Annotated in this window: 20 protein-coding genes; 8 read left to right on the top strand and 12 right to left on the bottom strand. The window is 73.4% G+C overall.

Annotated elements, in window-relative coordinates; all coding sequences use genetic code 11:
- Nucleotides 1-152 precede the first annotated feature (152 nt).
- Nucleotides 153-446 carry a hypothetical protein gene (locus tag SM793_RS29360; protein ID WP_320441329.1) on the bottom strand — a complete coding sequence of 98 codons (294 nt, stop codon included), beginning with the start codon at nt 444-446 and terminating at the stop codon, nt 153-155.
- 57 nt (nt 447-503) lie between these two features.
- Between SM793_RS29360 and holA the strand changes: the two genes are divergently transcribed.
- Nucleotides 504-1,505, top strand: coding sequence for a DNA polymerase III subunit delta (gene holA, locus SM793_RS29355; protein ID WP_320441328.1), 1,002 nt, complete (start codon nt 504-506; stop codon nt 1,503-1,505).
- An 11-nt stretch (nt 1,506-1,516) separates the two neighbouring features.
- Here holA and SM793_RS29350 read toward each other — a convergent pair whose 3' ends face one another.
- From SM793_RS29350 to SM793_RS29340, 3 genes are all read right to left on the bottom strand, one after another.
- The gene (locus SM793_RS29350; RefSeq protein WP_320441327.1) at nt 1,517-2,215 is read right to left on the bottom strand and encodes a hypothetical protein; all 699 of its coding nucleotides are present in this window, start codon (nt 2,213-2,215) and stop codon (nt 1,517-1,519) included.
- A gap of 528 nt (nt 2,216-2,743) precedes the next feature.
- Nucleotides 2,744-3,013 (bottom strand): 30S ribosomal protein S20, encoded by a 270-nt coding sequence (gene rpsT / locus SM793_RS29345; protein WP_030309778.1) that lies wholly within the window; start codon nt 3,011-3,013, stop codon nt 2,744-2,746.
- Nucleotides 3,014-3,217: 204 nt separating this feature from the next.
- Nucleotides 3,218-3,523, bottom strand: coding sequence for an antibiotic biosynthesis monooxygenase (locus SM793_RS29340; RefSeq protein WP_320441326.1), 306 nt, complete (start codon nt 3,521-3,523; stop codon nt 3,218-3,220).
- 254 nt (nt 3,524-3,777) lie between these two features.
- Between SM793_RS29340 and lepA the strand changes: the two genes are divergently transcribed.
- Nucleotides 3,778-5,649 carry a translation elongation factor 4 gene (lepA, locus tag SM793_RS29335; protein WP_320441325.1) on the top strand — a complete coding sequence of 624 codons (1,872 nt, stop codon included), beginning with the start codon at nt 3,778-3,780 and terminating at the stop codon, nt 5,647-5,649.
- Nucleotides 5,650-5,784: 135 nt separating this feature from the next.
- On the opposite strand, the gene SM793_RS29330 is transcribed toward lepA, so the two are convergent.
- The 4 genes from SM793_RS29330 to SM793_RS29315 form a co-directional block, all read right to left on the bottom strand.
- Nucleotides 5,785-6,852: an NAD(P)/FAD-dependent oxidoreductase gene (locus tag SM793_RS29330; RefSeq protein ID WP_320441324.1), complete on the bottom strand. Its 1,068-nt coding sequence runs from the start codon at nt 6,850-6,852 to the stop codon at nt 5,785-5,787.
- 128 nt (nt 6,853-6,980) lie between these two features.
- Nucleotides 6,981-7,964 (bottom strand): RNA polymerase sigma factor SigJ, encoded by a 984-nt coding sequence (gene sigJ / locus SM793_RS29325; protein WP_320441323.1) that lies wholly within the window; start codon nt 7,962-7,964, stop codon nt 6,981-6,983.
- 234 nt (nt 7,965-8,198) lie between these two features.
- Nucleotides 8,199-10,097, bottom strand: coding sequence for an ABC transporter ATP-binding protein (locus SM793_RS29320; RefSeq protein ID WP_320441332.1), 1,899 nt, complete (start codon nt 10,095-10,097; stop codon nt 8,199-8,201).
- Between the two features lie 206 nt (nt 10,098-10,303).
- Nucleotides 10,304-12,037: an ABC transporter ATP-binding protein gene (locus SM793_RS29315; protein WP_320441322.1), complete on the bottom strand. Its 1,734-nt coding sequence runs from the start codon at nt 12,035-12,037 to the stop codon at nt 10,304-10,306.
- A gap of 370 nt (nt 12,038-12,407) precedes the next feature.
- Between SM793_RS29315 and SM793_RS29310 the strand changes: the two genes are divergently transcribed.
- Together SM793_RS29310 and hemW are read left to right on the top strand one after the other, a co-directional pair.
- Complete coding sequence (locus SM793_RS29310; protein ID WP_320441321.1) at nt 12,408-14,330, top strand: long-chain fatty acid--CoA ligase; 1,923 nt, start codon at nt 12,408-12,410, stop codon at nt 14,328-14,330.
- Between the two features lie 90 nt (nt 14,331-14,420).
- Complete coding sequence (gene hemW / locus SM793_RS29305) at nt 14,421-15,650, top strand: radical SAM family heme chaperone HemW (RefSeq protein WP_320441320.1); 1,230 nt, start codon at nt 14,421-14,423, stop codon at nt 15,648-15,650.
- A 105-nt stretch (nt 15,651-15,755) separates the two neighbouring features.
- Here the strand turns inward: hemW and SM793_RS29300 are convergent, their stop codons facing one another.
- The 4 genes from SM793_RS29300 to htpX all read right to left on the bottom strand — a co-directional run bounded on the left by SM793_RS29300 (nt 15,756) and on the right by htpX (nt 19,140).
- Nucleotides 15,756-16,589: a DUF3097 domain-containing protein gene (locus SM793_RS29300; protein ID WP_320441319.1), complete on the bottom strand. Its 834-nt coding sequence runs from the start codon at nt 16,587-16,589 to the stop codon at nt 15,756-15,758.
- 20 nt (nt 16,590-16,609) lie between these two features.
- On the bottom strand, nt 16,610-17,389 hold the full coding sequence (locus SM793_RS29295; protein ID WP_320441318.1) for a DUF2785 domain-containing protein: 780 nt from the start codon (nt 17,387-17,389) through the stop codon (nt 16,610-16,612).
- A 105-nt stretch (nt 17,390-17,494) separates the two neighbouring features.
- Nucleotides 17,495-18,082 (bottom strand): PspA-associated protein PspAB, encoded by a 588-nt coding sequence (gene pspAB, locus SM793_RS29290; RefSeq protein WP_320441317.1) that lies wholly within the window; start codon nt 18,080-18,082, stop codon nt 17,495-17,497.
- Between the two features lie 137 nt (nt 18,083-18,219).
- Nucleotides 18,220-19,140, bottom strand: a complete 921-nt coding sequence (gene htpX, locus SM793_RS29285) for a zinc metalloprotease HtpX (protein WP_320441316.1) — start codon at nt 19,138-19,140, stop codon at nt 18,220-18,222.
- Between the two features lie 273 nt (nt 19,141-19,413).
- Here htpX and hrcA point away from each other — a divergent pair, with 273 nt between their 5' ends.
- From hrcA to SM793_RS29265, 4 genes are all read left to right on the top strand, one after another.
- The gene (hrcA, locus tag SM793_RS29280; protein WP_320441315.1) at nt 19,414-20,448 is read left to right on the top strand and encodes a heat-inducible transcriptional repressor HrcA; all 1,035 of its coding nucleotides are present in this window, start codon (nt 19,414-19,416) and stop codon (nt 20,446-20,448) included.
- 75 nt (nt 20,449-20,523) lie between these two features.
- Complete coding sequence (gene dnaJ / locus SM793_RS29275; protein ID WP_320441314.1) at nt 20,524-21,666, top strand: molecular chaperone DnaJ; 1,143 nt, start codon at nt 20,524-20,526, stop codon at nt 21,664-21,666.
- Between the two features lie 81 nt (nt 21,667-21,747).
- Nucleotides 21,748-22,497 carry a 16S rRNA (uracil(1498)-N(3))-methyltransferase gene (locus SM793_RS29270; RefSeq protein ID WP_320441313.1) on the top strand — a complete coding sequence of 250 codons (750 nt, stop codon included), beginning with the start codon at nt 21,748-21,750 and terminating at the stop codon, nt 22,495-22,497.
- Between the two features lie 74 nt (nt 22,498-22,571).
- Nucleotides 22,572-25,814, top strand: coding sequence for a S41 family peptidase (locus SM793_RS29265; RefSeq protein WP_320441312.1), 3,243 nt, complete (start codon nt 22,572-22,574; stop codon nt 25,812-25,814).
- The last annotated feature ends 109 nt before the right edge of the window (nt 25,815-25,923 follow it).

Here is a 25,923-nt window from a genome sequence, read left to right as displayed (position 1 = left end):
GGGGGGGGGGGGGGGGGCCGGGCCGCCCCCCCCCCCCCCCCCCACGGGGAGGGACGAACCGGAGTGGGTCGACGGACCAGGAGCACCAGGCTCCCCGTGCGGGAAGTCGGTTCGGCCGACTTCCCACACGGGTCCCAGGTGAAGGGGGCGGGTCAGTGCTGCTCGCGCCAGCCGTCGTGGGAGGCGGCGACGGTGTCGAGGGCGTGGAGGTGGGCCGTGGTCCAGCCGTGCTCGGGGGGTTCCACGACCACCAGCCACTGGGCGTCCTCGGCGTCGTCCTCCCCGGCGAGGGCGTCCCGGACGATCTCCGGCTCGCCGAGGTCGGGGTGGTCCGCGCCGAGCTTCTCGGCGGCCTCCTCGGCGGCATCGCGGTCGGGCAGGACGAGCAGCTGCCGGGCGTGCGGGTCGAAGTCGTCCCGCGGGTCGGTGGTGGGGTCTTCGGTCACCCGCCCATTCTCCAGTGCGGCCGGAGCTGTCCGTGCCCCGTGGGATGCTGGTAGGCGATGGCCAGGAAGAGTGCACCCGACGACCTGCTCGCCCCGCTGACCCTCGCGGTCGGCCAGGAGGAGCTGCTGCTGGACCGCGCGGTGGCCCAGGTGGTGGCCGCGGCGAAGGCCGCCGACCCGGACACCGATGTGCGGGACCTCCCGCCCGGCGGCCTGCAGCCCGGCAGCCTGGCCGAGCTCACCACGCCCTCGCTCTTCGCCGAGCGCAAGGTCATCGTGGTCAGGGCCGCGCAGGACCTCTCCGCCGACTCCGTGAAGGAGGTCAAGGCGTACATCGAGGCCCCGGTCGAAGAAGTGATCATGGTCCTGGTGCACGCGGGCGGCGCCAAGGGAAAGGGTCTGCTGGACGCGGGCCGCAAGGCCGGCGGTCGCGAGGTGGCCTGCGCCAAGCTCGCCAAGGCGGGCGACCGGCTGGCCTTCGTGAAGGGCGAGTTCCGCACGCTCGGCCGCGCGGCGACGCCGGAGGCCTGCCAGGCACTGCTGGACGCGCTCGGCAGCGACCTGCGCGAGCTGGCGGCGGCGTGCAGCCAGCTGACCTCCGACGTCGAGGGCACCATCGACGAGACCGTGGTGGCCCGCTACTACAGCGGTCGGGCCGAGGCCACCGGCTTCGAGGTCGCGGACCTGGCGGTCACCGGCCGCGCCGCCGAGGCGCTGGAGCGCCTGCGCTGGGCCCTGGCGGTCGGCCAGCCGCCGACCGGCATCACCTACGCGCTGGCGTCCGGCGTGCGGAGCATCGGGCGACTGGCGACGGCCGGGCGGAACATGCGCCCGGGGGATCTGGCCCGCGAGCTGGGCATGCCGCCGTGGAAGGTGGAGCGGGTCCGCCAGCAGATGCGCGGCTGGACGGGCGACGGCGTGGCCGTGGCCCTGACGGCGATCGCGCAGGCGGACGCCGCCGTCAAGGGCGGCTCCGACGACCCGGCGTTCGCCCTGGAGCGCGCCGTGGTCGCCGTGGCGAGGGCCGCCAGGGCCGGTTCCCGGCAGCCCTCTTACTGAGCCCGCCCCGGCTACGGGCCGCCGATCGCCTTGAGCATGTCCCGGGTGTCGTCGAGCATGGCCTTGCGCACGGTCTCCCGGTCCAGGGTGTGGTTCTCGCCGACCTGGTAGTTGTCCGTCCAGTACAGCGAGTACGTCATGCCGCCGTCCCGGACCTGCAGGTGGTAGTTGATGTCGTGGAAGGTCTTGTCCGAGCTGGTCGGTTCGTCACCGTAGGCGAGGTAGGCCTCCTCGCCGAGGCCCGGTACGGCGGTGATCTCGTACTTCTGCTGCTCGAAGTACTGTCGCAGGGCGGCGAACTCCGGGGCCGAGTCGACGGCCCGGTGCAGTTCGGCCCGGATGTCGAGGGTGGCGTAGTCGGTGGTCTCGCTGTCGGCCGGGGTGCGCTTCATCAGCGCGTAGCAGCGCATGACGTCCATGGAGTCGGTGCGGCCGACGTGTTCCAGCGGGTAGTTGTCCACCATCTTGTACTTGCCGCGGAACGCCGTGAGCTTTCCGGCGTCGCAGATCCGGTCGACCGCGTGGTAGCCGCGCAGGCTCTTCGCCGCGGACCCGTCGTCGACGAGGCCGGGCACCACGAGCACGGTGCCGGTCCAGACCGCCGAGGCGAGGATCGCGCCGACGAATGCCCAGGTCGCGTTGCGCCGCAGTCCACCGCTCCGGCGGCCGCCCGGGGCGGGGGCGCCGGCCACCGCCGCCGAGCCGGGCACCGCGGGCGCACCCGGTGCGCCGGGTGCGCCGGGCGCGCTGGGGAGGCCGGGCGGCGGCCCGAAGCCGGGCGGGCTGTTAGGCGCCGGCGGCGGCTGCGGGAAGCCGGCGAAGCCGGGTCCGTTCTGCGGTGAAGGTGAAGATGAAGGCGCCGGTGAAGGTGATGACGGCGGCGGCGGTGTCCCCAATGTGTGCCCCCCTCGGGCCTGCGACGTGGGTGCCGGAGCCCCGACCCTATCGGCCGGACCGGGTGACCGTTCGAGGAAAGCGACGGCGGCCGGCCCGCCCCGGTTCCCGTCCCGCCGGGCCACCGCACGCGGGCCCGGAAACGCCGACTGCCCGCCCGGTGTGTACCGGGCGGGCAGTGGCGGGAAGTCCTGCGGGCAGGTACTTCCGGTCGTTCTCTGTGCACCGCACCCGCGTGGCGAACGCAGGCCGCGTGCGGTGCGAAGTCTGTTGTGCGCCTCGGGGGTTCCGGGTAGAGGGCCGGGCGTCCCGAGGGGTGGGGCCGTCGTGCGGCCCCGGGGGCGTCAGGCCTGGACGGCGGTGTTGACGCGCTTGGTGATGGCCGACTTCTTGTTGGCGGCCTGGTTGGCGTGGATGACGCCCTTGCTCACGGCCTTGTCCAGCGCCTTGGAGGCGGCGCGGGCCAGCTCGGTGGCCTTCTCGGTCTCGCCGGCGGCAGCGGCCTCACGGGCCTTGCGCAGAGCGGTCTTCAGCGAGGACTTGACGGCCTTGTTGCGCAGGCGCGCCTTCTCGTTGGTCTTGTTGCGCTTGATCTGGGACTTGATGTTCGCCACGAAAGTGCCTCAGTCTGTGAAATTGGTTCTGGGGGTCCCCCGGCCGGAGGCTGGGAGGGCTGCACCAGCGGCGCTCGGACCAGCTGAGAGGGCATGCCGGGGCCAGGTGCAGCCGCCCACGCTACCAGGGCCGACGGGCCCGGCCCAAACCGGCCGGGCGCGGAGTGGGCGCGCGGTGGAGCGGGCGCCGGGCGCGGGTGCCGGTCAGGCCCGCAGGAGCGGCTCGCCGTAGTGCTCGACCTCGGGGAACGGCCGGTAGAAGTGGTGCAGCAGCGCGCGCCACTGCTGGTACTCGGGGGAGCGGCGGAACCCCTCGGTGTGGTCGGTGAGGTGCTCCCACTCCACCTGGAGCAGGAACCGGGAGCCGCGCCCCTCGTCCAGGCAGCGGCGCAGGGCCAGGGAGCGGAAGCCGGGCCGGCCGGCGATCAGGGGCCGGGCCTCGGTGAAGGCGGCGAGGAATTCCTCCTCCTGGCCGGGCAGGACGTCGAGCAGGGCGCTTTCGAGGATCATGGCCCGCTATCCTGCCCCGCCGACCGCCCGTGCGGCCCCGGCGCACCCCTCGGCGCACCCCCGGGCACCCCTCGGCGCGGCCCCCGCGGGCTCCCGGGGCGGCCCGAAGCGGACGGGCGGCGCGCGGTCCGCCCGCCGGAGGTGGGAAGATGGGAGGAACTATCTCGATCGGACGACCGTCCGGTCGCCCGGGAAGCCGGTCAGCGATGATCCGGACACCCCCGGCCCCCGGACCAACGGAGAATCGGACCAAGGTGCCCGCGACCCCCAGCAATGTGCCAGAGCCCAGCCGTACCGACCCGGCGCTGATCCGCAACTTCTGCATCATCGCCCACATCGACCACGGCAAGTCGACCCTCGCCGACCGGATGCTGCAGATCACCGGTGTGGTCGACCCGCGGCAGATGCGCGCCCAGTACCTCGACCGCATGGACATCGAGCGCGAGCGCGGCATCACGATCAAGTCGCAGGCCGTCCGTCTCCCGTGGGCGCCGAGGACCGGTCCCCACACCGGGAACACGCACATCCTCAACATGATCGACACCCCGGGCCACGTGGACTTCACGTACGAGGTGTCGCGTTCCCTCGCGGCGTGCGAGGGCACCGTCCTGGTCGTCGACGCGGCCCAGGGCATCGAGGCGCAGACCCTCGCCAACCTGTACCTGGCGCTGGAGAACGACCTCACGATCGTCCCGGTGCTGAACAAGATCGACCTGCCGGCCGCGCAGCCGGAGAAGTACGCCGCGGAGATCGCCCACATCATCGGCTGCGACCCGTCCGACGTGCTCCAGGTCAGCGCCAAGACCGGTCTCGGCGTCGAGGACCTGCTGGACCACATCGTCAACACCGTCCCGGCCCCGGTCGGCGTCAAGGACGCCCCGGCCCGCGCGATGATCTTCGACTCGGTGTACGACTCCTACCGCGGCGTGGTCACCTACGTCCGTGTCGTGGACGGCCAGCTGACCAAGCGCGAGCGCATCGCGATGATGTCCACCGGCGCCACCCACGAGCTGCTGGAGATCGGCGTCATCTCGCCGGAGCCGAAGGTCGCCGACGGCCTGGGCGTCGGCGAGGTCGGCTACATCATCACCGGTGTGAAGGACGTCCGGCAGTCCAAGGTCGGTGACACCATCACGTCGATGCACAAGGGTGCCACCGTGGCGCTCGGCGGCTACAAGGACCCGCGCCCGATGGTGTTCTCCGGCCTGTACCCGCTGGACGGCTCGGACTACCCGCTGCTGCGCGACGCCCTCGACAAGCTGCGCCTGAACGACGCCGCGCTGGTCTACGAGCCGGAGACCTCGGTCGCCCTCGGCTTCGGCTACCGCTGCGGCTTCCTCGGCCTGCTGCACCTGGAGATCATCCGGGAGCGCCTGGAGCGCGAGTTCAACCTCGACCTGATCTCCACCGCCCCGAACGTGGTCTACCGCGTCGTGATGGAGGACGGCACCGAGCACACCGTCACCAACCCCAGCGAGTTCCCGACCGGGAAGCTCGCCGAGGTCTACGAGCCGGTCGTGCGCGGCACCATCCTGGCGCCGAACGAATTCGTCGGCGCCATCATGGAGCTCTGCCAGGCCCGTCGCGGCAACCTCCAGGGCATGGACTACCTCTCCGAGGACCGGGTCGAGCTGCGCTACACCCTGCCGCTCGCCGAGATCGTCTTCGACTTCTTCGACCAGCTGAAGTCCAAGACCCGCGGTTACGGCTCCTTCGACTACGAGCCCATCGGCGAGCAGACCGCCGACCTGGTCAAGGTCGACATCCTGCTGCACGGCGACGCGGTGGACGCGTTCTCCGCGATCGTGCACAAGGACAAGGCCTACGGCTACGGCGTGATGATGGCCGGCAAGCTGCAGAAGCTGATCCCGCGCCAGCAGTTCGAGGTGCCGATCCAGGCGGCGATCGGCTCCCGGGTGATCGCCCGTGAGACCGTCCGCGCCATCCGCAAGGACGTCCTCGCCAAGTGCTACGGCGGTGACATCTCCCGTAAGCGGAAGCTGCTGGAGAAGCAGAAGGAGGGCAAGAAGCGGATGAAGATGGTCGGCCGGGTGGAGGTCCCGCAGGAGGCCTTCATCGCCGCGCTGTCCACCGACGCCGAGACCCCCAAGGGCGAGAAGAAGTAGCCGGGGGAGGAGCGGCCGGGGAGACCCGGCCGCCGGCCTCCGCCACGAGGGGCCCGGGACGCGCACCGCGTCCCGGGCCCCGCGTGCGTCGCCGGGCGGGGCCCTCACCTGTGCGGGCGGACCCCCGCGTGTGCGTCAGCGCAGCGACATGACGACGCTCTTGAGGATCGCGGCCTTGACCAGCCGCCCGGTCCGGCCGGTCAGCACGGCGGGCCGCATCGAGTCGTCGCCGTGGATCAGCTGGACCAGTCCGTCGCGCCGGCCGAGGCTCAGGCACTGCACGACGTAGCGGAAGGCGAACGGCTTGTCGGTGCGCCCGGCGAGCACCTTGCCGAGGTACTGGCCCTGCGGCAGGGCGGTGGCGCAGCCCATCCGCAGGGTGCCGGTGCCGGGGACGGTGACCTCGGCGGCGTCGCCGATCACGTACACCTCGGGGTGCGAGACCGACCGCAGGTGGCCGTCGACGATCGCCCGGCCGGCCGGGGTGACGGCGAGGCCGGCCTCGGCGGCGAGCGGGTTCGGCTCCATCGAGGCGGCCCAGACGACCAGGTCGGCGTCGATCCGGCCGCCGGTGGTGGTGAGGCCCTCGGCGTCGACGGCGGTGACGGCGGTGTGCTCGTGGATCGCGACGCCGAGACCGCCCAGTACCCGGTGGACATGGCCGCGGCCCTTGGCCGAGAACCAGCCGCCGACCTGGTCGGCGGCGACGATCCGCACCGTCCAGCGGGGGTGGGCCTCGGCGAGTTCGGCGGCCAGCTCGATGCCGGTGGCGCCGCCGCCGACCACGGCGACGGTGCCGGGGCGGTCGGCGGCGCGCAGCCGTTCGGCGATCCCGGCCGCGTGTTCGGCGGCGTAGGCGTGCTCGGCGGCGCCGGGGACGTCGTGCCAGGCGGTGCGGCTGCCGAGGGCGTGGACGAGGGTGTCGTAGGCGACCACCTCGCCGTTGTCGAGGGTGATCCTGCGGCCGGCGAGGTCGATCCCGGTGGCGCGGGCCGCGATGTGGCGGACGGCGCGCCCGCGCAGCAGCTCGGCGACGGCGGGCCGGTGCCCGGGGTGCCCGGCGGCCGTCTCGTGCTGCCGGATGCGATGCAGGATCCGCTGCTCGGGGGCGATCAGGGTGACCTGGCCGCGCTTCCCGGCGCGGGTGGCGGCGGCGAGGCCCGCGTAGCCGGCACCCAGTACGACGATCTGCTTCTCGGTCATGTCGTCCCGCTCCTTCTTGGCGCCGTCGGCGGCGTCCGGTCGCGGCGCCCCCGGGGTGGCCGGGGAGCGCTCTCCGCGTGTTCGGAAGGGGGACGGCGGAGCCCGTCGGAGTGTGACCGTGGTCCGCGTCACACCGCCGGACGGGTGGCGGCGGGGTTGAGGTGGGCGAGCTTCTCCGGGTTGACCACGGTGTAGGCCGAGGTGATCCGGCCGTCGGCGACGGTGAAGCCGACCACGCCGCCGACCAGGCCCGGCTGCTGGTACCAGACCAGGCCGGGTTCGCCGTTGACCAGGGCGAACCCGATGACGGTGTCGGGTGTGCCCCACTTGGCGACCATGCCGGCGACGAGCCGGGAGACCTTGTCCGCGCCGAACACCGGGCGGGCGCCGGCGGTGACGAGGCCGCCGCCGTCGGAGTGCCAGGCCACCTCGGGGTCGAGGACGGCGAGCAGGCCCTCGATGTCGCCGCGGGCGGTGGCGGCGGCGAACGCCTCGACGGCCTGCCGGTGCTCGGCGGGGTCGGCGGTGGCCCGGCGGGCGCCGTCCTTGATCCGGCGGCGGGCGCGGGAGGCGAGCTGGCGGGCGGCGTCGGGGCTGCGGTCGAGGGAGGTGGCGATCTCGTCGAAGCCGACGGCGAAGACGTCGTGCAGGACGAAGGCGGCGCGTTCGGCGGGGGTGAGCTGTTCGAGGACGGCGAGCAGGGCCAGCGAGACGGATTCGCCGAGTTCGGCGAGTTCGGCGGGGGAGGCGGGGCCGCTCTGGTAGGAGACGGACGGCTCGGGCAGCCATTCGCCGAAGTAGGACTCGCGGCGGGCCCGGGCGGAGCCGAGCTGGTCGTAGCAGAGGCGGGTGACGACGGTGGTGAGGTAGGCGCGCGGGTCGGCGACGTCGTCGCGGTCGGCGGCGCGCCAGCGCAGCCAGGCTTCCTGGAGCACGTCCTCGGCGTCGGTGAAGGAGCCGAGCATCCGGTAGGCGACGGAGCCGAGGTAGCGCCGGTTGGCCTCGAAGGCGTCCGGGGCGGTGCGGCCGGTGGTGGCCGCGCCGGTGCTGTCGGTGCTGTCGGTGCTGCCGGGGCTGGGCGCGGCGGTGGTCGCCGACGGGTCGTCACTCACGGCTCCACGGTAGCGTTCCGCCCCCTGGCCCGGCCCGGCGGGACGGCCCGCGGGACGGCCCCGGACGTGCGGGAACCCGGGGCGGCCGGCCGGCTGTCGGGCCGGACGCCCCGGGTTCGAGGAGAGGTGCGCGGAGATGTTCGAGGAGAGGTGCGCAGAGATGTTCGCGGAGAGGCGCGCGGAGGTGTTCGCGGCGAGAGGCCCGCCGGGATGTGCGCGCGACCGCGCCGGGGGCTACTCGACCTCGGCGACCGCCTCGGCGAACTGCGCCTGGTAGAGCCTGGCGTAGGCCCCGTCGGCGGCGATCAGCTCGTCGTGGCCGCCCTGCTCCACGATGGAGCCGTTCTCCATCACCAGGATCACGTCGGCGTCCCGGATGGTGGAGAGCCGGTGGGCGATGACGAAGCTGGTGCGGCCGGTGCGCAGCCGGGCCATGGCCCGCTGGATGAGCACCTCGGTGCGGGTGTCGACGGAGCTGGTGGCCTCGTCGAGGACCAGGATCGACGGCTGGGCGAGGAAGGCGCGGGCGATGGTGATGAGCTGCTTCTCGCCGGCGCTGACGCCGGCGCCGTCGTCGTCGATGACCGTGTCGTAGCCGTCCGGCAGGGTGCGGACGAAGCGGTCGACGTGGGCCGCCCGGGCGGCCTCGACCACCTGGTCGCGGGTGGCTCCCTGGGCGCCGTAGGCGATGTTGTCGGCGATGGTGCCGCCGAACAGCCAGGTGTCCTGGAGGACCATGCCGATCCCGGAGCGCAGTTCCTCGCGGGACATGGCGGCGATGTCGACGCCGTCGAGGGTGATCCGTCCGGCGCTGACCTCGTAGAACCGCATCAGCAGGTTGACCATGGTGGTCTTGCCGGCGCCGGTGGGGCCGACGATGGCGACGGTCTGGCCGGGTTCGACCTTGAGCGAGAGGTCGTCGATGAGCGGCTTGCCGGGGTCGTAGCGGAACGCGACGTCCTGGAAGACGACCCGGCCGCGCAGGGTGTCGGGGCGTTCCGGCATGGCCGGTTCGGGGGTCTGCTCGGTCGAGTCGAGGAGTTCGAAGACGCGTTCGGCGGAGGCGACGCCGGACTGCACCAGGTTGGCCATGCTGGCGACCTGGGTGAGGGGCTGGCTGAACTGCCGGGAGTACTGGATGAACGCCTGGACGTCGCCGATGGACAGCGCGCCACTGGCCACCCGCAGGCCGCCGACGACGGCGATGAGCACGTACTGGAGGTTGCCGATGAGCATCATCGCGGGCTGGATGATGCCGGAGATGAACTGGGCCTTGAAGCTGGAGGCGTAGAGGGCCTCGTTGTGCTCGCGGAAGGTGGCGGCGGACTCCTGCTGGCGGCCGAAGACCTTGACCAGGGTGTGGCCGGTGTACATCTCCTCGATGTGCGCGTTGAGCTGCCCGGTGGAGCGCCACTGCTGGACGAACTGGGGCTGGGCGCGCTTGCCGACCCGGGTGGCGACGACGACGGACAGCGGGACGGCGATCAGCGCGATCAGGGCGAGCAGCCAGGAGATCCAGAACATCATGGCGAGTACGCCGATGACGGTGAGCAGGGAGTTGATCACCTGGCCGGTGGTCTGCTGCATGGTCTGGCTGATGTTGTCGATGTCGTTGGTGACCCGGCTGAGGACCTCGCCGCGGGGCTGCTTGTCGAAGTAGCTGAGCGGCAGCCGGGCGAGCTTGGCCTCGGTGTCCTGGCGCAGCCGGTAGCCGACGCGCTGGATGGCGCGGGCGGCGAGGCGGCCCTGGATGACGCCGAAGACGGCGGAGGCGACGTAGATGGCGAGGACCCCGAGCAGGATGCTGCCGATGGCGTCGAAGTCCATGCCCTGGCCGGGGGTGAAGTCGACCGAGGAGATCAGGTTGGCGAGGTCGCCGTCGCCGCGGGCGCGCATGGCGTCGACGATCTGCTGCTTCGAGGAGCCGGCCGGGAAGCGGGTGCTGACGACGCCGGCGAAGATGAGGTCGGTGGCGTGGCCGAGGATCTTGGGGCCGACGATGGCGGCGCCGATGCTGAGGACGCCGAGGCCGAGGACGCCGGCGATCAGGGCGCGTTCGGGGCGGAGCAGTTTGAGCAGCCGCTTGCCGGAGGTCTTGAAGTCCATGGACTTCTCGGCGCCCTGACCGCCCATGAAGCGGCCGGGGCCGGCGGGGCCGCGGCGGGCGGCGGCGGACTGGGAGTCACCGGCCGGCGCGGGGGGGCCTCCGGGGCCTCCGGGGCCGCCCGGCCGTCCACCGGGTGCCTTGGCGAAGTCCGGCCGTCCTCCCGGCGCCTTGGCGAAGTCCGGCCGTCCGCCGGGTGCTTTGTCGGACCCGGGTGCGGGCCTGTCGGGGCTGGTCACGCCGCCTCCTGCTCGGTGAGCTGGGAGAGCACGATCTCCCGGTATGTCGGGTTGCCGGCCATGAGCTCGCCGTGGGTGCCGGTGCCGACCACGGCGCCCTCGTCGAGGACGATGATCCGGTCGGCGTCGCGGATGGTGGAGACGCGCTGGGCGACGATCACGACGGTCGCCTCGGTGGTCTCGCGGGCGAGCGCCTTGCGCAGCTTGGCGTCGGTGGCGTAGTCGAGCGCGGAGAAGGAGTCGTCGAAGAGGTAGATGTCGGGTCGGCGCACCAGGGTGCGGGCGATGGCGAGGCGCTGGCGCTGGCCGCCGGAGACGTTCCCGCCGCCCTGGGCGATGGGCGCGTCCAGGCCCTCGGGGAACTTCTCGACGAACTCCTTGGCCTGAGCGATCTCCAGCGCCTGCCAGAGTTCTTCGTCGGTGGCGTCGGGCCGGCCGTAGCGGAGGTTGCTGGCGACGGTGCCGGAGAACAGGTAGGGCTTCTGCGGGACGAGTCCGACGCTGTCCGAGACGGCGCCGGGGTCGAGTTCCCGGACGTCGACGCCGCCGAGCAGGACCTGGCCGGAGCTGACGTCGAAGAGCCGGGGGACGAGGCCGAGCAGGGTGGACTTGCCGCTGCCGGTGGAGCCGATGACGGCGGTGGTCTCGCCGGGGCGGGCGGTGATGTCGATGCCGCGCAGTACGGAGGCCTCGGCCCCGGGGTAGCGGAAGTCGACCTCGCGCAGTTCGAGGTGGCCGCGGCGCAGCACCTCGGTGACGGGGTTGACGGGCGGGACGACGCTGGAGTCGGTGTCGAGCACCTCCTGGATGCGTTCGGCGCAGACCTCGGCGCGCGGCACCATCATGAACATGAAGGTGGCCATCATGACGCTCATCAGGATCTGCAGCAGGTAGGAGAGGAACGCGGTGAGTGCGCCGATCTCCATGTCGCCGCTGTTGATCCGGTGGGCGCCGAACCACAGGACGGCGACGCTGGAGATGTTGACGACCAGCATCACGCTCGGGAACAGGTAGGCCATCAGTTTGCCGACCTGCAGCGAGACGCCGGTGAGGTCCTCGTTGGCGTCGGCGAACCGGTTCTGCTCGTGGTCGTCCTTGACGAAGGCGCGGATGACCCGGATGCCGGTGATCTGCTCGCGCAGCACCCGGTTCACGGTGTCGATCTTGTCCTGCATGCTGCGGAAGCGCGGGCGGAGCTGGCGGACGAGCACGGCGACCACGACGGCGAGGGCGGGGACGACCGCCAGCAGCAGGCCGGAGAGCGGCACGTCCTGGTTGAGGGCCATGATGATGCCGCCGACGCACATGATCGGCGCCGCGACCATCATGGTGAACGACATCAGGACCAGCATCTGGACCTGCTGGACGTCGTTGGTGGTGCGGGTGATCAGGGACGGGGCGCCGAACTGGCCGACCTCGCGGGCGGAGAAGCCCTGGACGCGGTCGAAGACGGCGGCGCGGATGTCCCGGCCGACGGCCATGGCGGTGCGCGCGCCGTAGTAGACGGCGCAGATCGAACAGAGGGTCTGGAGGACGGTGACGCCGATCATTACGGCGCCCACCTGCAGGATGTAGCCGGTGTCCCCCTTGATCACGCCGCTGTCGATGATGTCGGCGTTGAGTGTGGGCAGGTAGAGAAGCCCGAGGGTGGACACCAGCTGGAGCAGCACCAGCAGGGTGATCGGTCGGGAGTAGGGGCGGAGGTACGCCCTTAGCAGTCTGATCAGCACTGGCTCACTCTTGTCGTCGGCGGCGGCTTTGGCATCCCAATTCTCGTTGTTCGGGGGGCTCGTACAGTCGATTCCGGGCAAGCGAGCCGGATCTTTGTCCGGCTCTTTGCCGAACGTTCCGGGCGGCGGGGTGGTGCCGTGCACCGATGGTTCGGGAGGGTGCCAGCTCGGCCCGCCCTCTTACGGAATGACCGGTTTCCCCCTAGGCTGCTGACAGCCCCCTTGTTACTCACTGGTACCGGCCCGGTTTTCGCCAGGCGGGCCGGCGACCGCCCCCACGGTCGCCGCGCGTCCCGTCCGCGGTGCCGGTCCCAGCCGCAGACCGTCCCTCCACGTCCATCGGACGGCCACCCGCCCCCGGAGGTCCTCGTTGAGTTCCGCGCAGTCCCTGATCGACTCCGGCCGTCCCGACCTCGTCGCCGGGCGTCCCACCTCCGTCGCCCACCTGTTCCAGGAGCGGGTCGCGCTGACGCCCGGCGGTGAGGCCTACCGCCACCCGGTGCCGGTGGACGAGCAAGCGGCGGACAGCACCCCCGGCGCCGAGCAGTGGCGGTCGCTGACCTGGGCGCAGGCCGCGACCCGGGTGTACGCGGTGGCGGCGGGGCTGCTGTCGCTGGGGATCGAGGCCGAGGACCGGGTCGCGCTGGCCTCCTCCACCCGGCTGGAGTGGGTCCTGGCCGACCTCGGCAACATGTGCGCGGGCGCGGCCACCACGGCCGTCTACCCGAGCACCAACGCCGACGAGACCGCGTTCATCCTCTCCGACTCCGGCTCCCGGGCCATGTTCGCCGAGAACACCGCCCAGCTGGACAAGGTGGTCGCGGAGCTGGACCGGCTGCCCGCGCTGGAGACGGTGGTCCTCTTCGACGCGCCCGACGGGCCGCTCGAGGCCGGCCGGCTGAAGGTGCTCTCCTTCACCGAGCTGGAGCGGCTCGGCGCCGAGCACCTGGCCGCGCACCCGGACGCGGTCGAGAAGGCGATCGCCGCGCTCGACAAGGAGCAGCTGGCGACCCTGATCTACACCTCCGGCACCACCGGCCGTCCGAAGGGCGTGCGGCTGGTGCACGACTGCTGGGCGTACGAGGGGCGGGCCCAGGAGGCCAGCGGGCTGCTGGCCGCCGACGACGTGCAGTTCATGTGGCTGCCGCTGTCGCACGTGTTCGGCAAGACGCTGATCTCGGGGCAGATCGCCACCGGGCACGTGATGGCGCTGGACGGCCGGGTGGACCGGATCATCCACAACCTCCCGGTGATCCGGCCGACCGTGATGGCCTCGGCGCCGCGGATCTTCGAGAAGGTCTACAACGGCATCGCCGGCAAGGCCAGGGCCGAGGGCGGCGCCAAGTACAAGATCTTCCTGTGGGCGGCGCGCACCGCCCGCGACCACGCCCGCGCGGTGCAGGAGAGCCGGGTGGCGACCGGGGTGGGCACCGCCCCGGCCGGGCTGCGGCTGAAGCACGCGATCGCCGACCGGCTGGTGTACTCGAAGATCCGGGCCGCGTTCGGCGGCCGGCTGCGCGGCGCGGTGTCGGGCAGTGCCGCGCTGGCGCCCGAGATCGGCTACTTCTTCGTCGGCGCGGGCGTGCCGATCCTGGAGGGCTACGGCCTGTCCGAGACCAGCGCCGGCTCCTGCGTCAACCGGGCCGAGGACATCCGGGTGGGCACGGTGGGCCGTCCGCTGCCGGGCACGGAGGTGCGGATCGCCGAGGACGGCGAGATCCTGCTGCGCGGCCCCGGGGTGATGCGCGGCTACCACAACCTGCCGGAGAAGACCGCCGAGGTGCTGGAGTCGGACGGCTGGTTCCACACCGAGGACATCGGCGAGCTGTCCCCGGACGGCTTCCTGCGGATCACCGACCGCAAGAAGGACCTGTTCAAGACCTCCGGCGGCAAGTACGTCGCGCCGAGCGAGGTGGAGGGCAAGTTCAAGGCGGTCTGCCCGTTCGTCAGCAACATCCTGGTGATCGGCAACGGCCGCAACTTCTGCACCGCGCTGATCGGCCTGGACGAGTCCGTGATCATGCCGTGGGCCGCCGAGCACGGGATGGCCGGCAGCTCCTACGCCGAGGTGACGGCCGACCCGCGGACCCACGAGCTGATCGAGGGCTTCGTGCGGCGGCTGAACGGCTCGCTGCAGCGCTGGCAGACGATCAAGCGGTTCCACCTGCTGCCGCGCGACCTGGACATCGAGCACGGCGAACTCACCCCGAGCCTGAAGATCAAGCGCCCGGTGGTGGAGCGGACCTACGCGGACGAGGTCACCGCGATGTACTCGGGTGCCAACGAGGCCTGAGCCCGGCCCCGCGCCACTGCGTTCCGCTCTTTCTCGTCCCGTCCCGTACGGCCCGGAGGGATCACTCCGGCCGTACGGGACAATGGGGTCATGCCCTCCGCACTCCCCGACGGTGAACCGGTGCCGTCCGACGGATCCCTGCCCGCGCACGCCCTCGACGGGCTGGGCTCACGGCCGTTCGGCTTCTACCTGCACGTGCCGTACTGCGCCAGCCGCTGCGGCTACTGCGACTTCAACACCTACACCGCCACCGAGCTGCGCTCCTCCGGCACGGTCGCCTCCCAGGAGACCTACGCGGACAACGTGGTCGCCGAGGTCCGGCTGGCCCGCCGCGTGCTCGGCGACGCCGCGCCGCCGGTGCGCACCGTCTTCCTGGGCGGCGGTACCCCGACCCTGCTGCCCGCCCGCGACCTGGTGGCGATGCTCGCCGCGATCCGCGAGGAGTTCGGGCTCGCCGAGGGGGCCGAGGTCACCACCGAGGCCAACCCGGAGTCCGTGGACCCGGCCTACCTGGCGGAGCTGCGCGAGGGCGGCTACAACCGGATCTCCTTCGGCATGCAGTCGGCCCGCCCGCACGTGCTGAAACTGCTCGACCGCCACCACACCCCCGGCCGGCCCGAGGCCTGCGTCGCCGAGGCGCGCGCGGCGGGCTTCGAGCACGTCAACCTCGACCTCATCTACGGCACCCCCGGCGAGTCCGACGACGACTGGCGGGCCTCCCTGGACGCCGCGATCGGCGCCGGCCCGGACCACGTCTCCGCCTACTCGCTGATCGTCGAGGAGGGCACCCGGCTGGCCGCCCGGGTGGGGCGCGGCGAACTGCCGATGATCGACGACGACGTGCACGCCGACCGCTACCTGATCGCCGAGGAGGCGCTGGCCGCGGCCGGCTACTCCTGGTACGAGGTCTCCAACTGGTCCACCACCCCCGAGGGCCGCTGCCGCCACAACGAGCTGTACTGGACCGGCGGCGACTGGTGGGGCGCGGGCCCCGGCGCGCACAGCCACGTCGGCGGCGTCCGCTGGTGGAACGCCAAGCACCCCGCCGCCTACGCCCGCGCCCTCGCCGAGGGCCGCACCCCCGCCCAGGGCCGTGAGCGCCTCACCGCCGAGGACCGCCGGGTCGAGCGGATCCTGCTGGAGCTGCGTCTGGCCGAGGGCATCCCGCTGGACCTGCTGACGGAGACCGGCCTGAAGGCGGCGCGGCAGCACCTGGCCGACGGCCTCCTCGCCCCGGAGCCCTGGGCCGGCGGCCGCGCCGCCCTCACCCTCCGGGGCCGCCTCCTGGCGGACGGGGTGGTGCGTGACCTGGTGGACTGAGACTCCTTAACGTGGTGTCAGCCGTCGGAGGGGGCGCGCAATGACCGCCGTCGATGACCGGACGACTGGGAGCTTCGAGAAACTCGACACCTCGGAGTTCCGGCCCTACTCCTGACCCGGCAGGCTCACGAAGTCGATCAGCTCCTCGACCTTGCCCAGCAGCTCGGGCTCCAGGTCCCGGTAGGAGTCCACCTTGGACAGGATCCGCTTCCACGCGGCCGGGGTGTCCTCGGGCCAGCCCAGGCGGCGGCAGGTGCCGAGCTTGAAGTCCTCGCCCCTGGGCACGGCGGGCCAGGCCGGGATGCCCACGGAGGACGGCTTCACGGCCTGCCAGACGTCGATGTAGGGGTGGCCGACGACCAGGACGTGCGGGCCGGTGACCCGGGCGGCGATGCGGTGCTCCTTGGTGCCCGGGAGCAGGTGGTCGACCAGGACGCCGAGGCGGCGCTCCGGGCCGGGGGCGAACTCGGCGACGATCGCGGGCAGGTCGTCGACGCCCTCCAGGTACTCGACGACCACGCCCTCGATCCGCAGGTCGTCGCCCCAGACCCGCTCCACCAGCTCGGCGTCGTGCCGGCCCTCGACGTAGATCCGCGACTCGCGGGCCACCCGGGCCCGGGCGCCGGGGACGGCGACCGAGCCGGAGGCGGTGCGGGCGGGGGTGCGGGCCGGGGCCGGGCCCGAGGGCCGGACCAGGGTGACCGTCCGGCCCTCCAGCAGGAATCCGCGCGGGGCCAGCGGGAACACCCGGTGCTTGCCGAACCGGTCCTCCAGGGTGACGGTGTACCCCTCGGCGGTCTTCTCGCAGCGCACCACCGCCCCGCAGAAGCCGGTCGACGCCTCCTCGACCACGAGGTCCCGCTCGGCCGGTACCTCGGGGGCGGGCGTCTCCCGCTTCCACGGCGGGGTCAGGTCCGGTCCGTACTGGCGGCTGCGCATTCCCCGGAGTCTACGGGGCGTCAGCCGGTGAACGGCGAGTTCACCACCAGCAGCTCGGCGATCCGCGCGCGCAGGGCGGCGGAGTGCGGCAGCGGCACCGGCACGCCGCCGCGTTCCATCCGGACGCCCCGGTCGGCGAGCACGTAGACGGCCCGCAGGGTGCGCAGGGTGTTGGAGACGACGGCGGGGACGGCGCCGGCGGTAGCGGAGGAGCGGCGCGGCGGCCGGTCGCCGATCGGGTCGAGCCAGCCGAGGGCCTGGCGCTCGGTCAGCTCCGGCCGGGTGAGGATCTGGGCGACCGCGCGGCCGAGCCGGTCGTCCTCCATGGCGTCCAGCACGTGGTCGGTGGGGGCGAGCAGCCGGGCGGTGACCAGGTCCAGCAGCGGGGTCGGGTCGGCGACCAGCGGGCCGCGGCCGAGGGCGGCCAGCAGGTCGGCGCCGTGGGCGACCGCGTGCAGCCAGCCGAGCCGGGGGTCGAAGCCGCGCAGGTCGCTCTCGCCGACGTACCAGCGGGCGAAGGCCTCCAGCCAGGCCGGGCGGTGGGCGCCGTGGTCGGCGAGCTCGGCGAGGACCAGCGGGGCGAAGGTGCGGGCCTGGATCTCGGCGTCGTCGAGGCGTTCGGCCATCTCGTCGCCGAGCGCGAGGCGCTGCTCGGGCGTGAGCAGGGGCACCCAGCGGCACAGCTGCTCGAGGGCGAGGCTGTCGCGGACGTGCGGGTCCGGCGAGCGCAGCGCGGCGCTGACGGCGGCGAGGGTGTCGGGGGTGGGGGCGGCGGATTCGAGTGCGGTCCAGTTGATCACGGGCGGACCCTAGGGGCGGGAGCGGCCGAGGGCCACCGAATTACCGGTGATGCCGGTAGTACCGATCGGCTGATATCCGGTCGCCGTGCCCGCCGGGCGCCCGGTTCACAGCCCCGGCGCGCCCCAGACCGGGAACCAGCGGGTGAGGTCCTTCTCCAGCCGCAGGTCGTTGCCGAGCATCGCGTTGACCTCCAGCTCCAGCGGGTTGTCGCGCTTCTCCCCGCCGCCGGGCACCGGTGCGAAGGGGTAGAAGGTGCCGCGCTTGTACAGGTAGACGAGGGCGAGCGGCCGCCGTCCCTCGGCGTCGCGGAAGCCGACCAGGGAGCAGAGCAACTGGGGGCCGAAGCCGTGCGCCTCGAGTTCGCTGTTGACGGCGTGCAGGTCGTTGACCAGTTCGGGGAGTTCGCCGGGCGCGTGCCGGGCGAGCAGCCAGGAGTAGCCGTAGGAGTCCTTGGACGCCTCGACGGGGACGCCGCCGCGTTCGGTGTCGGCGTCGAGCAGGTCCCGGACCTGCCGTTCGACCTCGTCGAAGGCGCCGCCCTCGACGGAGGCGAAGCAGACCGAGCCGAGCCCGGTGGGCCGGAAGCCGGCCGCGGCCTCCAGGGTGAGGGCGGCGGACGGTACGCCGAACAGCTGGTCGAGGTCGGGTTGGACGGGCTTGGTGCGGCCGAACAGCGAGTCCAGGATGCCCACGGCGGTCCTTCCGGTCAGAGGTTCGGGGGCGGGTCGGTGCGGTGCCGACGCGGTGCGGGGTCGATGCGGGGTCGGTGCGGTGCCGGATACGGGCGGAGCGGGCGGGCGGGGCGGGCGGTCGGGGCCGAACGGGCGGCTCAGCGGCCGAGGTCGGAGGAGATCTTCGCCAGCTGGGCCAGCCGCTGCTCCAGCGACGGGTGGGTGGAGAACAGCTGGGTGGCGGCCTCCCGGGCGCTGAGCGCCGGCGCGAAGTAGAACGCGTTGTAGGCCTGCGACTGGCGCAGGTCCCGGGTCGGGATGGCGGCGATCTGGCCGGTCACCTTGGTGAGTGCCGAGGCCAGCGCGCTGGGCCGCCCGGTGAGCTGGGCGGCGGCCCGGTCGGCGGCCAGCTCCCGGTAGCGGGAGAGCAGCCGGGTCAGCAGGAAGCTGATCGCGTAGACGGCGATCGACACCAGCGGGATCACCAGGGCGGCGATCGCGGCGTTGGAGTCGTTGTTGTTGCGCCCGCCGCCCATGAAGCCGCCGTACATGGCGATCCGGGTCATCGCGCCGGCCAGGACGCCGAGGAAGCCGGCCACCGTCATCACGGCGACGTCCCGGTGGGCGACGTGCGACAGCTCGTGGGCGAGCACGCCCTCCAGTTCCTCGGGCTCCAGCCGGCGCAGCAGGCCGGTGGTCACGCAGACCACCGCGTTCTGCGGGTTGCGGCCGGTGGCGAAGGCGTTCGGCATGTCGTTGTCGGCGACCGCCACCCGGGGTTTGGGCATGTCGGCGAGCGCGCAGAGCCGGTCGACGGCGCCGTGCAGTTGCGGGTACTGCTCCGGGGTGACCCGGTGGGCGCCCATCGCCCGTTCGGTGATCCGGTCGCTGAACCAGAACTGGGCGACGAACAGGCCGCCCGAGATCAGCACGATGATCGGCCAGGCGCCGCGCAGCAGCACGATCAGCAGACCGGTGAATCCCACGTACAGCAGCCCGATCAGGAACATCGTCCCCACCATGCGGCCGGTCAGGCCGCGGTCGGGGGCGAAGCGGGTGTGCTGGCCCGAGCTCGACATCGCTGCTCCTCCGTTTGCCGTCCGATTCCGATGCTGCCACCGGGCGGGCCCCGCGGCATCACCCGCGCGCCGCGGACAGCGAGCAGGATCACCCCGGCCGGGCCGTTCCTGCCGTCGGACCCGGGCCTTACACTGGCAGGTACGGTTCTGGCACTCGTGTGTTCAGAGTGCCAAGGCCGGGCCCCGCGGGGTCGGACCGGACAGCTCGAACACGGACACATGCCACGACGGTGTGACACAACGGACAACGCGTGAAGACGGAGGTGCGTGCCCATGGCCGGTGAGGTCCGCCAGCTCGACGACCGCAAACTCGCGGTGCTTCGCGCGATCGTCCAGGACTACGTGGGGACGGAGGAGCCGGTCGGCTCCAAGGCCCTGGTCGAACGCCACAACCTCGGGGTCTCCCCGGCCACCGTCCGCAACGACATGGCGGCGCTGGAGGAGGAGGGCTACATCCACCAGCCGCACACCAGCGCCGGGCGGATCCCCACCGACAAGGGCTACCGGCTGTTCGTCGACAAGCTGGCCGAGGTCAAGCCGATGAGCGCGCCCGAGCGGCGGGCGATCCGGCACTTCCTCGACGGCGCGGTGGACCTCGACGACGTGGTCGCCCGCACGGTGCGGCTGCTCGCCCAGCTGACCCGCCAGGTCGCGGTGGTGCAGTACCCCTCGCTGAGCCGCTCCACGGTGCGGCACATCGAGCTGGTCGCGCTGGCCCCGGCCAAGGTGATGCTGGTGCTGATCATGAACACCGGCCGGGTCGAGCAGCGGCTGGTGGACTGCCCGGGCACGGTCGGCGAGACCGTGCTGGCGGACCTCCGGGGCCGGATCAACGCCCGGGCCGCCGGACAGCGGCTCCCGGACGTCCCGGGGCTGCTGGAGGACCTGCCCGGGCTGTTCGAGGCGGCCGACCGGCCGACCGTGTCGACGGTGCTGGCGACGCTCTTCGAGACCCTCGCCGAGCAGCGCGAGGAGCGGATCATGCTGGCCGGCACGGCCAACCTGACCCGCTTCGGCCACGACTTCCCGCTGACCATCCAGCCGGTGCTGGAGGCCCTGGAGGAGCAGGTCGTCCTGCTCCGCCTGCTGGGTGAGACCGCGGACGCCGGGATGACGGTCCGGATCGGGCGGGAGAACGCCTACGAAGGGCTGAATTCCACCTCGGTCGTCTCGGTCGGTTACGGTTCGGGCGACGAGAGCGTGGCCAAACTGGGAGTGATCGGTCCGACCCGGATGGACTACCCGGGCACAATGGGGGCGGTGCGAGCGGTGGCACGGTACGTGGGCCAGATTCTGGCCGAGTCGTAGGAACGGCCGTCGTCGGACAGCCGACGGCGCCCTAAGTCGCAAGCACTCACACAGGCGGAACAAGCGGAGCAATTGGTGGCCACGGACTACTACGCGGTACTCGGCGTCCGACGGGATGCGGGGCAGGACGAGATCAAGAAGGCGTTCCGGCGCCTGGCACGCGAACTGCACCCGGACGTCAACCCGGACCCGAAGACGCAGGAGCGGTTCAAGGAGATCAACGCCGCCTACGAGGTGCTCTCCGACCCGCAGAAGCGTCAGGTCTACGACCTCGGCGGCGACCCGCTCTCGCCGAACGGCGGGGGCGGCGCGGGCGGCTTCGGCGCGGGCGCGGCGGGCTTCGGCTTCTCCGACATCATGGACGCCTTCTTCGGCGCCGCCTCCGGCCAGCGCGGACCGCGCTCCCGGACCAGGCGCGGCCAGGACGCCATGATCCGGCTGGAGATCACCCTGGAGGAGGCCGCGTTCGGCACCACCAAGGAACTCCAGGTCGACACCGCCGTCACCTGCACCACCTGCAGCGGCGAGGGCGCCGCGCCCGGCACCTCCGCGCAGACCTGCGACATGTGCCGCGGCAAGGGCGAGGTCTCCCAGGTCACCCGGTCCTTCCTGGGCCAGGTCATGACCTCCCGCCCCTGCCCGCAGTGCCAGGGCTTCGGCACCGTCGTGCCGACCCCGTGCCCGGAGTGCGCGGGCGACGGCCGGGTCCGCGCCCGCCGCACCCTGACCGTCAAGATCCCGGCCGGTGTCGACAACGGCACCCGGATCCAGCTGGCCGGCGAGGGCGAGGTCGGCCCCGGCGGCGGCCCGGCCGGCGACCTGTACGTCGAGATCGCCGAGACCAGCCACCCGACCTTCCAGCGGCGCGGCGACGACCTGCACTGCACGGTCACCATCCCGATGACGGCGGCCTCGCTCGGCACCCAGGTGCCGCTGCAGACCCTGGACGGGATCGAGGAGGTCGACATCCGGCCCGGCACCCAGTCCGGCCAGTCGATCCCGCTGCACGAACGGGGCATCACCCATCTGCGCGGCGGCGGCCGCGGTGACCTGATAGTGCATGTCGAGGTGCAGACGCCCACCAAGCTCGACGCCGAGCAGGAGGAGCTGCTGCGCCGCCTGGCGGTGCTGCGCGGCGAGGAACGGCCGTCCGGCCAGTTCGCGCCCGGGCAGCAGGGGCTGTTCTCCCGGCTCAAGGACGCCTTCAACGGCCGGTAGCCGTCCCGCGCGGGGGTGCCGAGGCTTCCTCGGCACCCCTTTCGCGTTCCCGTCCCCGTTCCCACCCCGGAGGTTCCCCGCATGACCGCGCCCGTGTTCGTCGTCGACACCGAGCGGATCGCCGCCGCCGCGCCGGGCGCGTCCGTCCGGCTGGACGGGCCGGAAGGCCGGCACGCCGCCGCGGTGAAGCGGCTGGAACCGGGCGAGGCCGTCACCCTGGCCGACGGCCTCGGCCTCGGCGTGGACGGCACCGTCGCGGCGGTGCACGGCAAGGACGCGATCGAGGTGACGGTGACGGCCGTGCGCCGCGAGCCGGAGCCCTCGCCGCGGATCGTCGTCGTGCAGGCGCTGCCCAAGGGCGACCGGGGCGAGCTGGCGGTGGAGACCATGACCGAGGTCGGCGTGGACGTGGTGATCCCCTGGGCGGCCTCGCGCTGCATCACCCAGTGGAAGGGCGAGCGCGGGGCCAAGGCGCTCGCCAAGTGGCGGGCCACCGCGCGGGAGGCCGGCAAGCAGTCCCGGCGGCTGCGCTTCCCCGAGGTCCGCGAGGCGATGACCACCCGGCAGCTGGCCCCGGTACTGGCCGGCGCCGCGTTCGCCGCCGTGCTGCACGAGGAGGGCGCCGAACCGCTGGCCGCCGCCGCCCTGCCGGCGGCCGGGGACCTGGTGCTGGTGGTCGGCCCGGAGGGCGGCGTCTCCCCGGAGGAGCTGGCCGCCTTCGCCGAGGCCGGCGCGAAACCGCACCGGCTCGGCCCCTCGGTGCTGCGCACCTCCACGGCCGGGGTGGCGGCCGGCGCGCTGCTGCTGGGCCGCACCGGCCGCTGGACCTGACGCCGTCCCCCGCAGGGGTTCGCGGTCCGCGAATCGCGGGCGCGCCGCGCCCCCGCTTGCCTAGGGTGGCGACCGTGAGCGAACCCGAGAGCACCCCCGAGGGCGCCTACCTGCGCCACCCGCACCTGCACGGCGACCTGATCACCTTCGTGGCCGAGAACGACGTGTGGCTCGCCCCGCTGGACGGCGGCCGGGCCTGGCGGCTGACCGCCGACCACCGTCCGGTCCGCCGACCGATGTTCTCCCCGGACGGCCGCCACGTCGCCTTCACCTCCACCCGGGACGGCGCCCCCGAGGTGCACCTGGTCCCGGTGGACGGCGGGCCGTCCCGGCGGCTGACGCACTGGGGCGACGCCCAGACCCAGCTGCGCGGCTGGACGGCCGACGGCCGGCCGATCGCCACCACCGCCGCCGGGCAGGCCTCGCTGCGCCGCACCTGGGCGCGGGCGGTGCCGCTGGACGGTGGCGAGGCGGCCCGGCTGCCGTACGGCCCGATCGGCGGACTGGCCTTCGAGCCCGGCGGCGACCGGGTGCTGCTGGTCTCCGCCTACGGCACCGAGCCGGCCTGGTGGAAGCGCTACCGGGGCGGGCGGACCGGCCGGCTGTGGATCGGCGCCGACCGCTTCGAGCGCGTCCACCAGGAGCTCGCCGGGAACATCGAGTCGCCGCTGTGGGTGGGCGGGCGGATCGCCTTCCTCTCCGACCACGAGGGCGTCGGCGCGCTGTACTCCAGCCTCCCGGACGGCTCCGACCTGCGCCGGCACGGCATCTCGCCGGAGGGCTTCTACGCCCGCAACGCCACCACCGACGGGAGCCGGGTGGTCTGGCACGGCGCCGGCGACCTGTGGCTGCTGGAGGACCTGGACGGCGCCGAGCCGCGCCGCCTGGACGTCCGTCCGGCCGGCCCGCGCACCGGCCGCCGCCCCCGCCCGGTGTCCGCCGCGCACTGGCTGGAGGGCGCCGCCCCGGACCGCACCGGGCGGGCCGGGGCCGTGGTGGTCCGCGGCTCCGTGCACTGGCTGACCCACCGGGAGGGCCCGGCCCGGGTGCTGGACGAGACGCCGGGCGTGCGCGGCCGGCTGGCCCGGGTGGTGCCGGGACCGGCCGGCGAGGACGCCGCGCAGGGCGTGGTCTGGGTGACCGACGCCGAGGGCGAGGACGCGATCGAGTACGCGCCCGCGGTGCTCGGTACCGAGCGCCGCCGACTGGCCGCCGGGCGGCTGGGCCGGGTCCGCTCGCTGCTGGTCTCCCCGGACGGCAAGCAGCTGGCGGTCGGCGCGCACGACGGCCGGGTGCTGCTGGTCGGCCTGGCCGACGGCGCCGTCCACGAGCTGGCGCACAGCACCGACGGCGAGGTCAGCGGGCTGGCGTTCAGCCCGGACTCGGCCTGGCTGGCCTGGTCGCAGCCGACCCTCGGCGCGTGGTCGCTGCGCCAGATCGTGCTGGCGAACCTGGCCACCCGGACGGTCTCCGAGGCGACCCCGCAGCGGTTCGTCGACACCTCCCCGGCGTTCACCGCCGACGGCCGGCACCTGGCGTTCCTCTCGGTGCGCAGCTTCGACCCGGTGTACGACTCGCACGTCTTCGACCTGTCGTTCCCCAACGGCTGCCGCCCGTACCTGATCACGCTGGCCGCCGACACGCCGTCGCCGTTCGGGCCGCGCCGGGCGGGCCGGCCGGCCGGCGGGGAGGAGGACGAGCCGAAGGGCCGCCGGGCGGACGGCGAGGAGGGCGCGGCCGAAGCGCCGCCCGCGACCCGGGTCGACCTGGACGGCATCGCCGACCGGATCGTGCCGTTCCCGGTGGAGGGCGGCCGGTTCGGCGTCCTGCGGGCCGCCAAGGACGGCGTGCTGTGGACCAGGCTCCCGCTGGTCGGCGAGCTGGGCGACGAGGCCGCCTCGCTGGAGGACGAGCGCCCGCGGCCGACCCTGGAGCGCTTCGACTTCCGCAAGCGCCGGGCGGAGCAGCTCGTGGACGGCCTGGACGCGTTCGCGGTGAGCGGGGACGGCACCCGGCTCACCGTGCTGGACGAGGGCGAGCTGCGGATCGTGCCCGCCGACCACAAGGCGTCCGGCGAGGACGACGAGGTCGACGTCGACCTGGACCGGCTGCGGGTGACGGTCGACCCGGCGGCCGAGTGGCGGCAGATGTACGACGAGAACGGCCGGCTGATGCGGGACAACTTCTGGCGTCCCGACCTCGGCGGGGTGGACTGGGCCGGGGTGCTGGCCCGCTACCGGCCGCTGGTGGAGCGGCTCGGTTCGCACGACGACCTGGTGGACCTGCTCTGGGAGGTGCACGGCGAGCTGGGGACCTCGCACGCGTACGTGGTGGCGCACGGGGTGCACACCGAGCCGGCCCGCCGGCAGGGCCTGCTGGGCGCGGACCTGGTCAGGGACGGCGAGGTGTGGCGGGTCGCGCGGATCCTGCCGGGGGAGTCCTCCGACCCGCGGGCGCACTCGCCGCTGGCCGCCCCCGGCGCGGCCGTCCGCCCCGGGGACGCGGTGCTGGCGGTCAACGGCCGCCCGGTGGACCCGGTGACCGGCCCGGCGCCGCTGCTGGCAGGCACCGCCGGGCAGCCGGTCGAGCTGACGGTGGCCGGCAAGGACGGCACCGACCAGCGGCACCCGGTGGTCGTCCCGCTCGCCGACGACGAGGCGCTGCGCTACCACGACTGGGTGGCCGGGCGGCGGGCCGCCGTCCGGGGGCTGTCCGACGGCCGGCTCGGCTATCTGCACATTCCCGACATGCAGACCACCGGCTGGGCGCAGATCCACCGCGACCTGCGGGCGGAGATGGCCAGGGACGGCGTGGTCGTCGACATCCGGGGCAACCGGGGCGGGCACACCTCGCAGCTGGTGGTCGAGAAGCTGGCGCGGCGGATCGTCGGCTGGGGCGTGGCCAGGGACGTCGCCAATCCCGCGCCGTACCCGGAGGACGCGCCGCGCGGTCCGGTCGTCGCCCTGGCCGACGAGTACTCGGGCTCGGACGGCGACATCGTCAACGCGGCGATCCAGGCGCTCGGGATCGGCCCGGTGGTCGGTACCCGCACCTGGGGCGGGGTGATCGGCATCGACAGCCGCTACTCGCTGGTGGACGGGACCCTGGTGACCCAGCCGAAGTACGCGTTCTGGTCGGAGCGGCGCGGCTGGGGCCTGGAGAACCACGGGGTGGACCCGGACGTGGAGGTGCCGTTCCCGCCGCACGCCTGGGCGGCGGGGGAGGACCCGCAGCTCGCCGAAGCGGTGCGGATCGCCCTGGCGGCGCTCGCGGAGCGGCCGGCCAGGACCCCGCCGGAGCTGCCCTGGGAGCGGTAGCCGGGCGGTGGCGGGAGGCCGGACCCGGATCCGGCCTCCCGCTCCGGCGGCGCCCGCCTGGCGTGATCCGAAAGAGAGGGCCTAGCATGCCGCCGTACGCTCCCACCAG

Origin of the sequence: Kitasatospora purpeofusca (assembly GCF_034043715.1) — a bacterium.
Taxonomy (GTDB): domain Bacteria; phylum Actinomycetota; class Actinomycetes; order Streptomycetales; family Streptomycetaceae; genus Kitasatospora; species Kitasatospora purpeofusca_A.
Note: the sequence above shows the minus strand (reverse complement) of the source record. Positions and strands in the feature narration are given on the sequence as shown.

Coding starts and splice junctions, on each gene's coding strand:
- htpX (WP_320441316.1), bottom strand. CDS start 19,140: ATGTCGAGCTCGGGCCAGCACACCCGCTTCGCCCCCGACCGCGGCCTG.
- SM793_RS29300 (WP_320441319.1), bottom strand. CDS start 16,589: ATGCGCAGCCGCCAGTACGGACCGGACCTGACCCCGCCGTGGAAGCGG.
- SM793_RS29330 (WP_320441324.1), bottom strand. CDS start 6,852: ATGACCGAGAAGCAGATCGTCGTACTGGGTGCCGGCTACGCGGGCCTC.
- SM793_RS29320 (WP_320441332.1), bottom strand. CDS start 10,097: ATGGGCGGTCAGGGCGCCGAGAAGTCCATGGACTTCAAGACCTCCGGC.
- SM793_RS29270 (WP_320441313.1), top strand. CDS start 21,748: ATGACCGCGCCCGTGTTCGTCGTCGACACCGAGCGGATCGCCGCCGCC.
- hemW (WP_320441320.1), top strand. CDS start 14,421: ATGCCCTCCGCACTCCCCGACGGTGAACCGGTGCCGTCCGACGGATCC.
- SM793_RS29340 (WP_320441326.1), bottom strand. CDS start 3,523: ATGATCCTCGAAAGCGCCCTGCTCGACGTCCTGCCCGGCCAGGAGGAG.
- hrcA (WP_320441315.1), top strand. CDS start 19,414: ATGGCCGGTGAGGTCCGCCAGCTCGACGACCGCAAACTCGCGGTGCTT.
- holA (WP_320441328.1), top strand. CDS start 504: ATGGCCAGGAAGAGTGCACCCGACGACCTGCTCGCCCCGCTGACCCTC.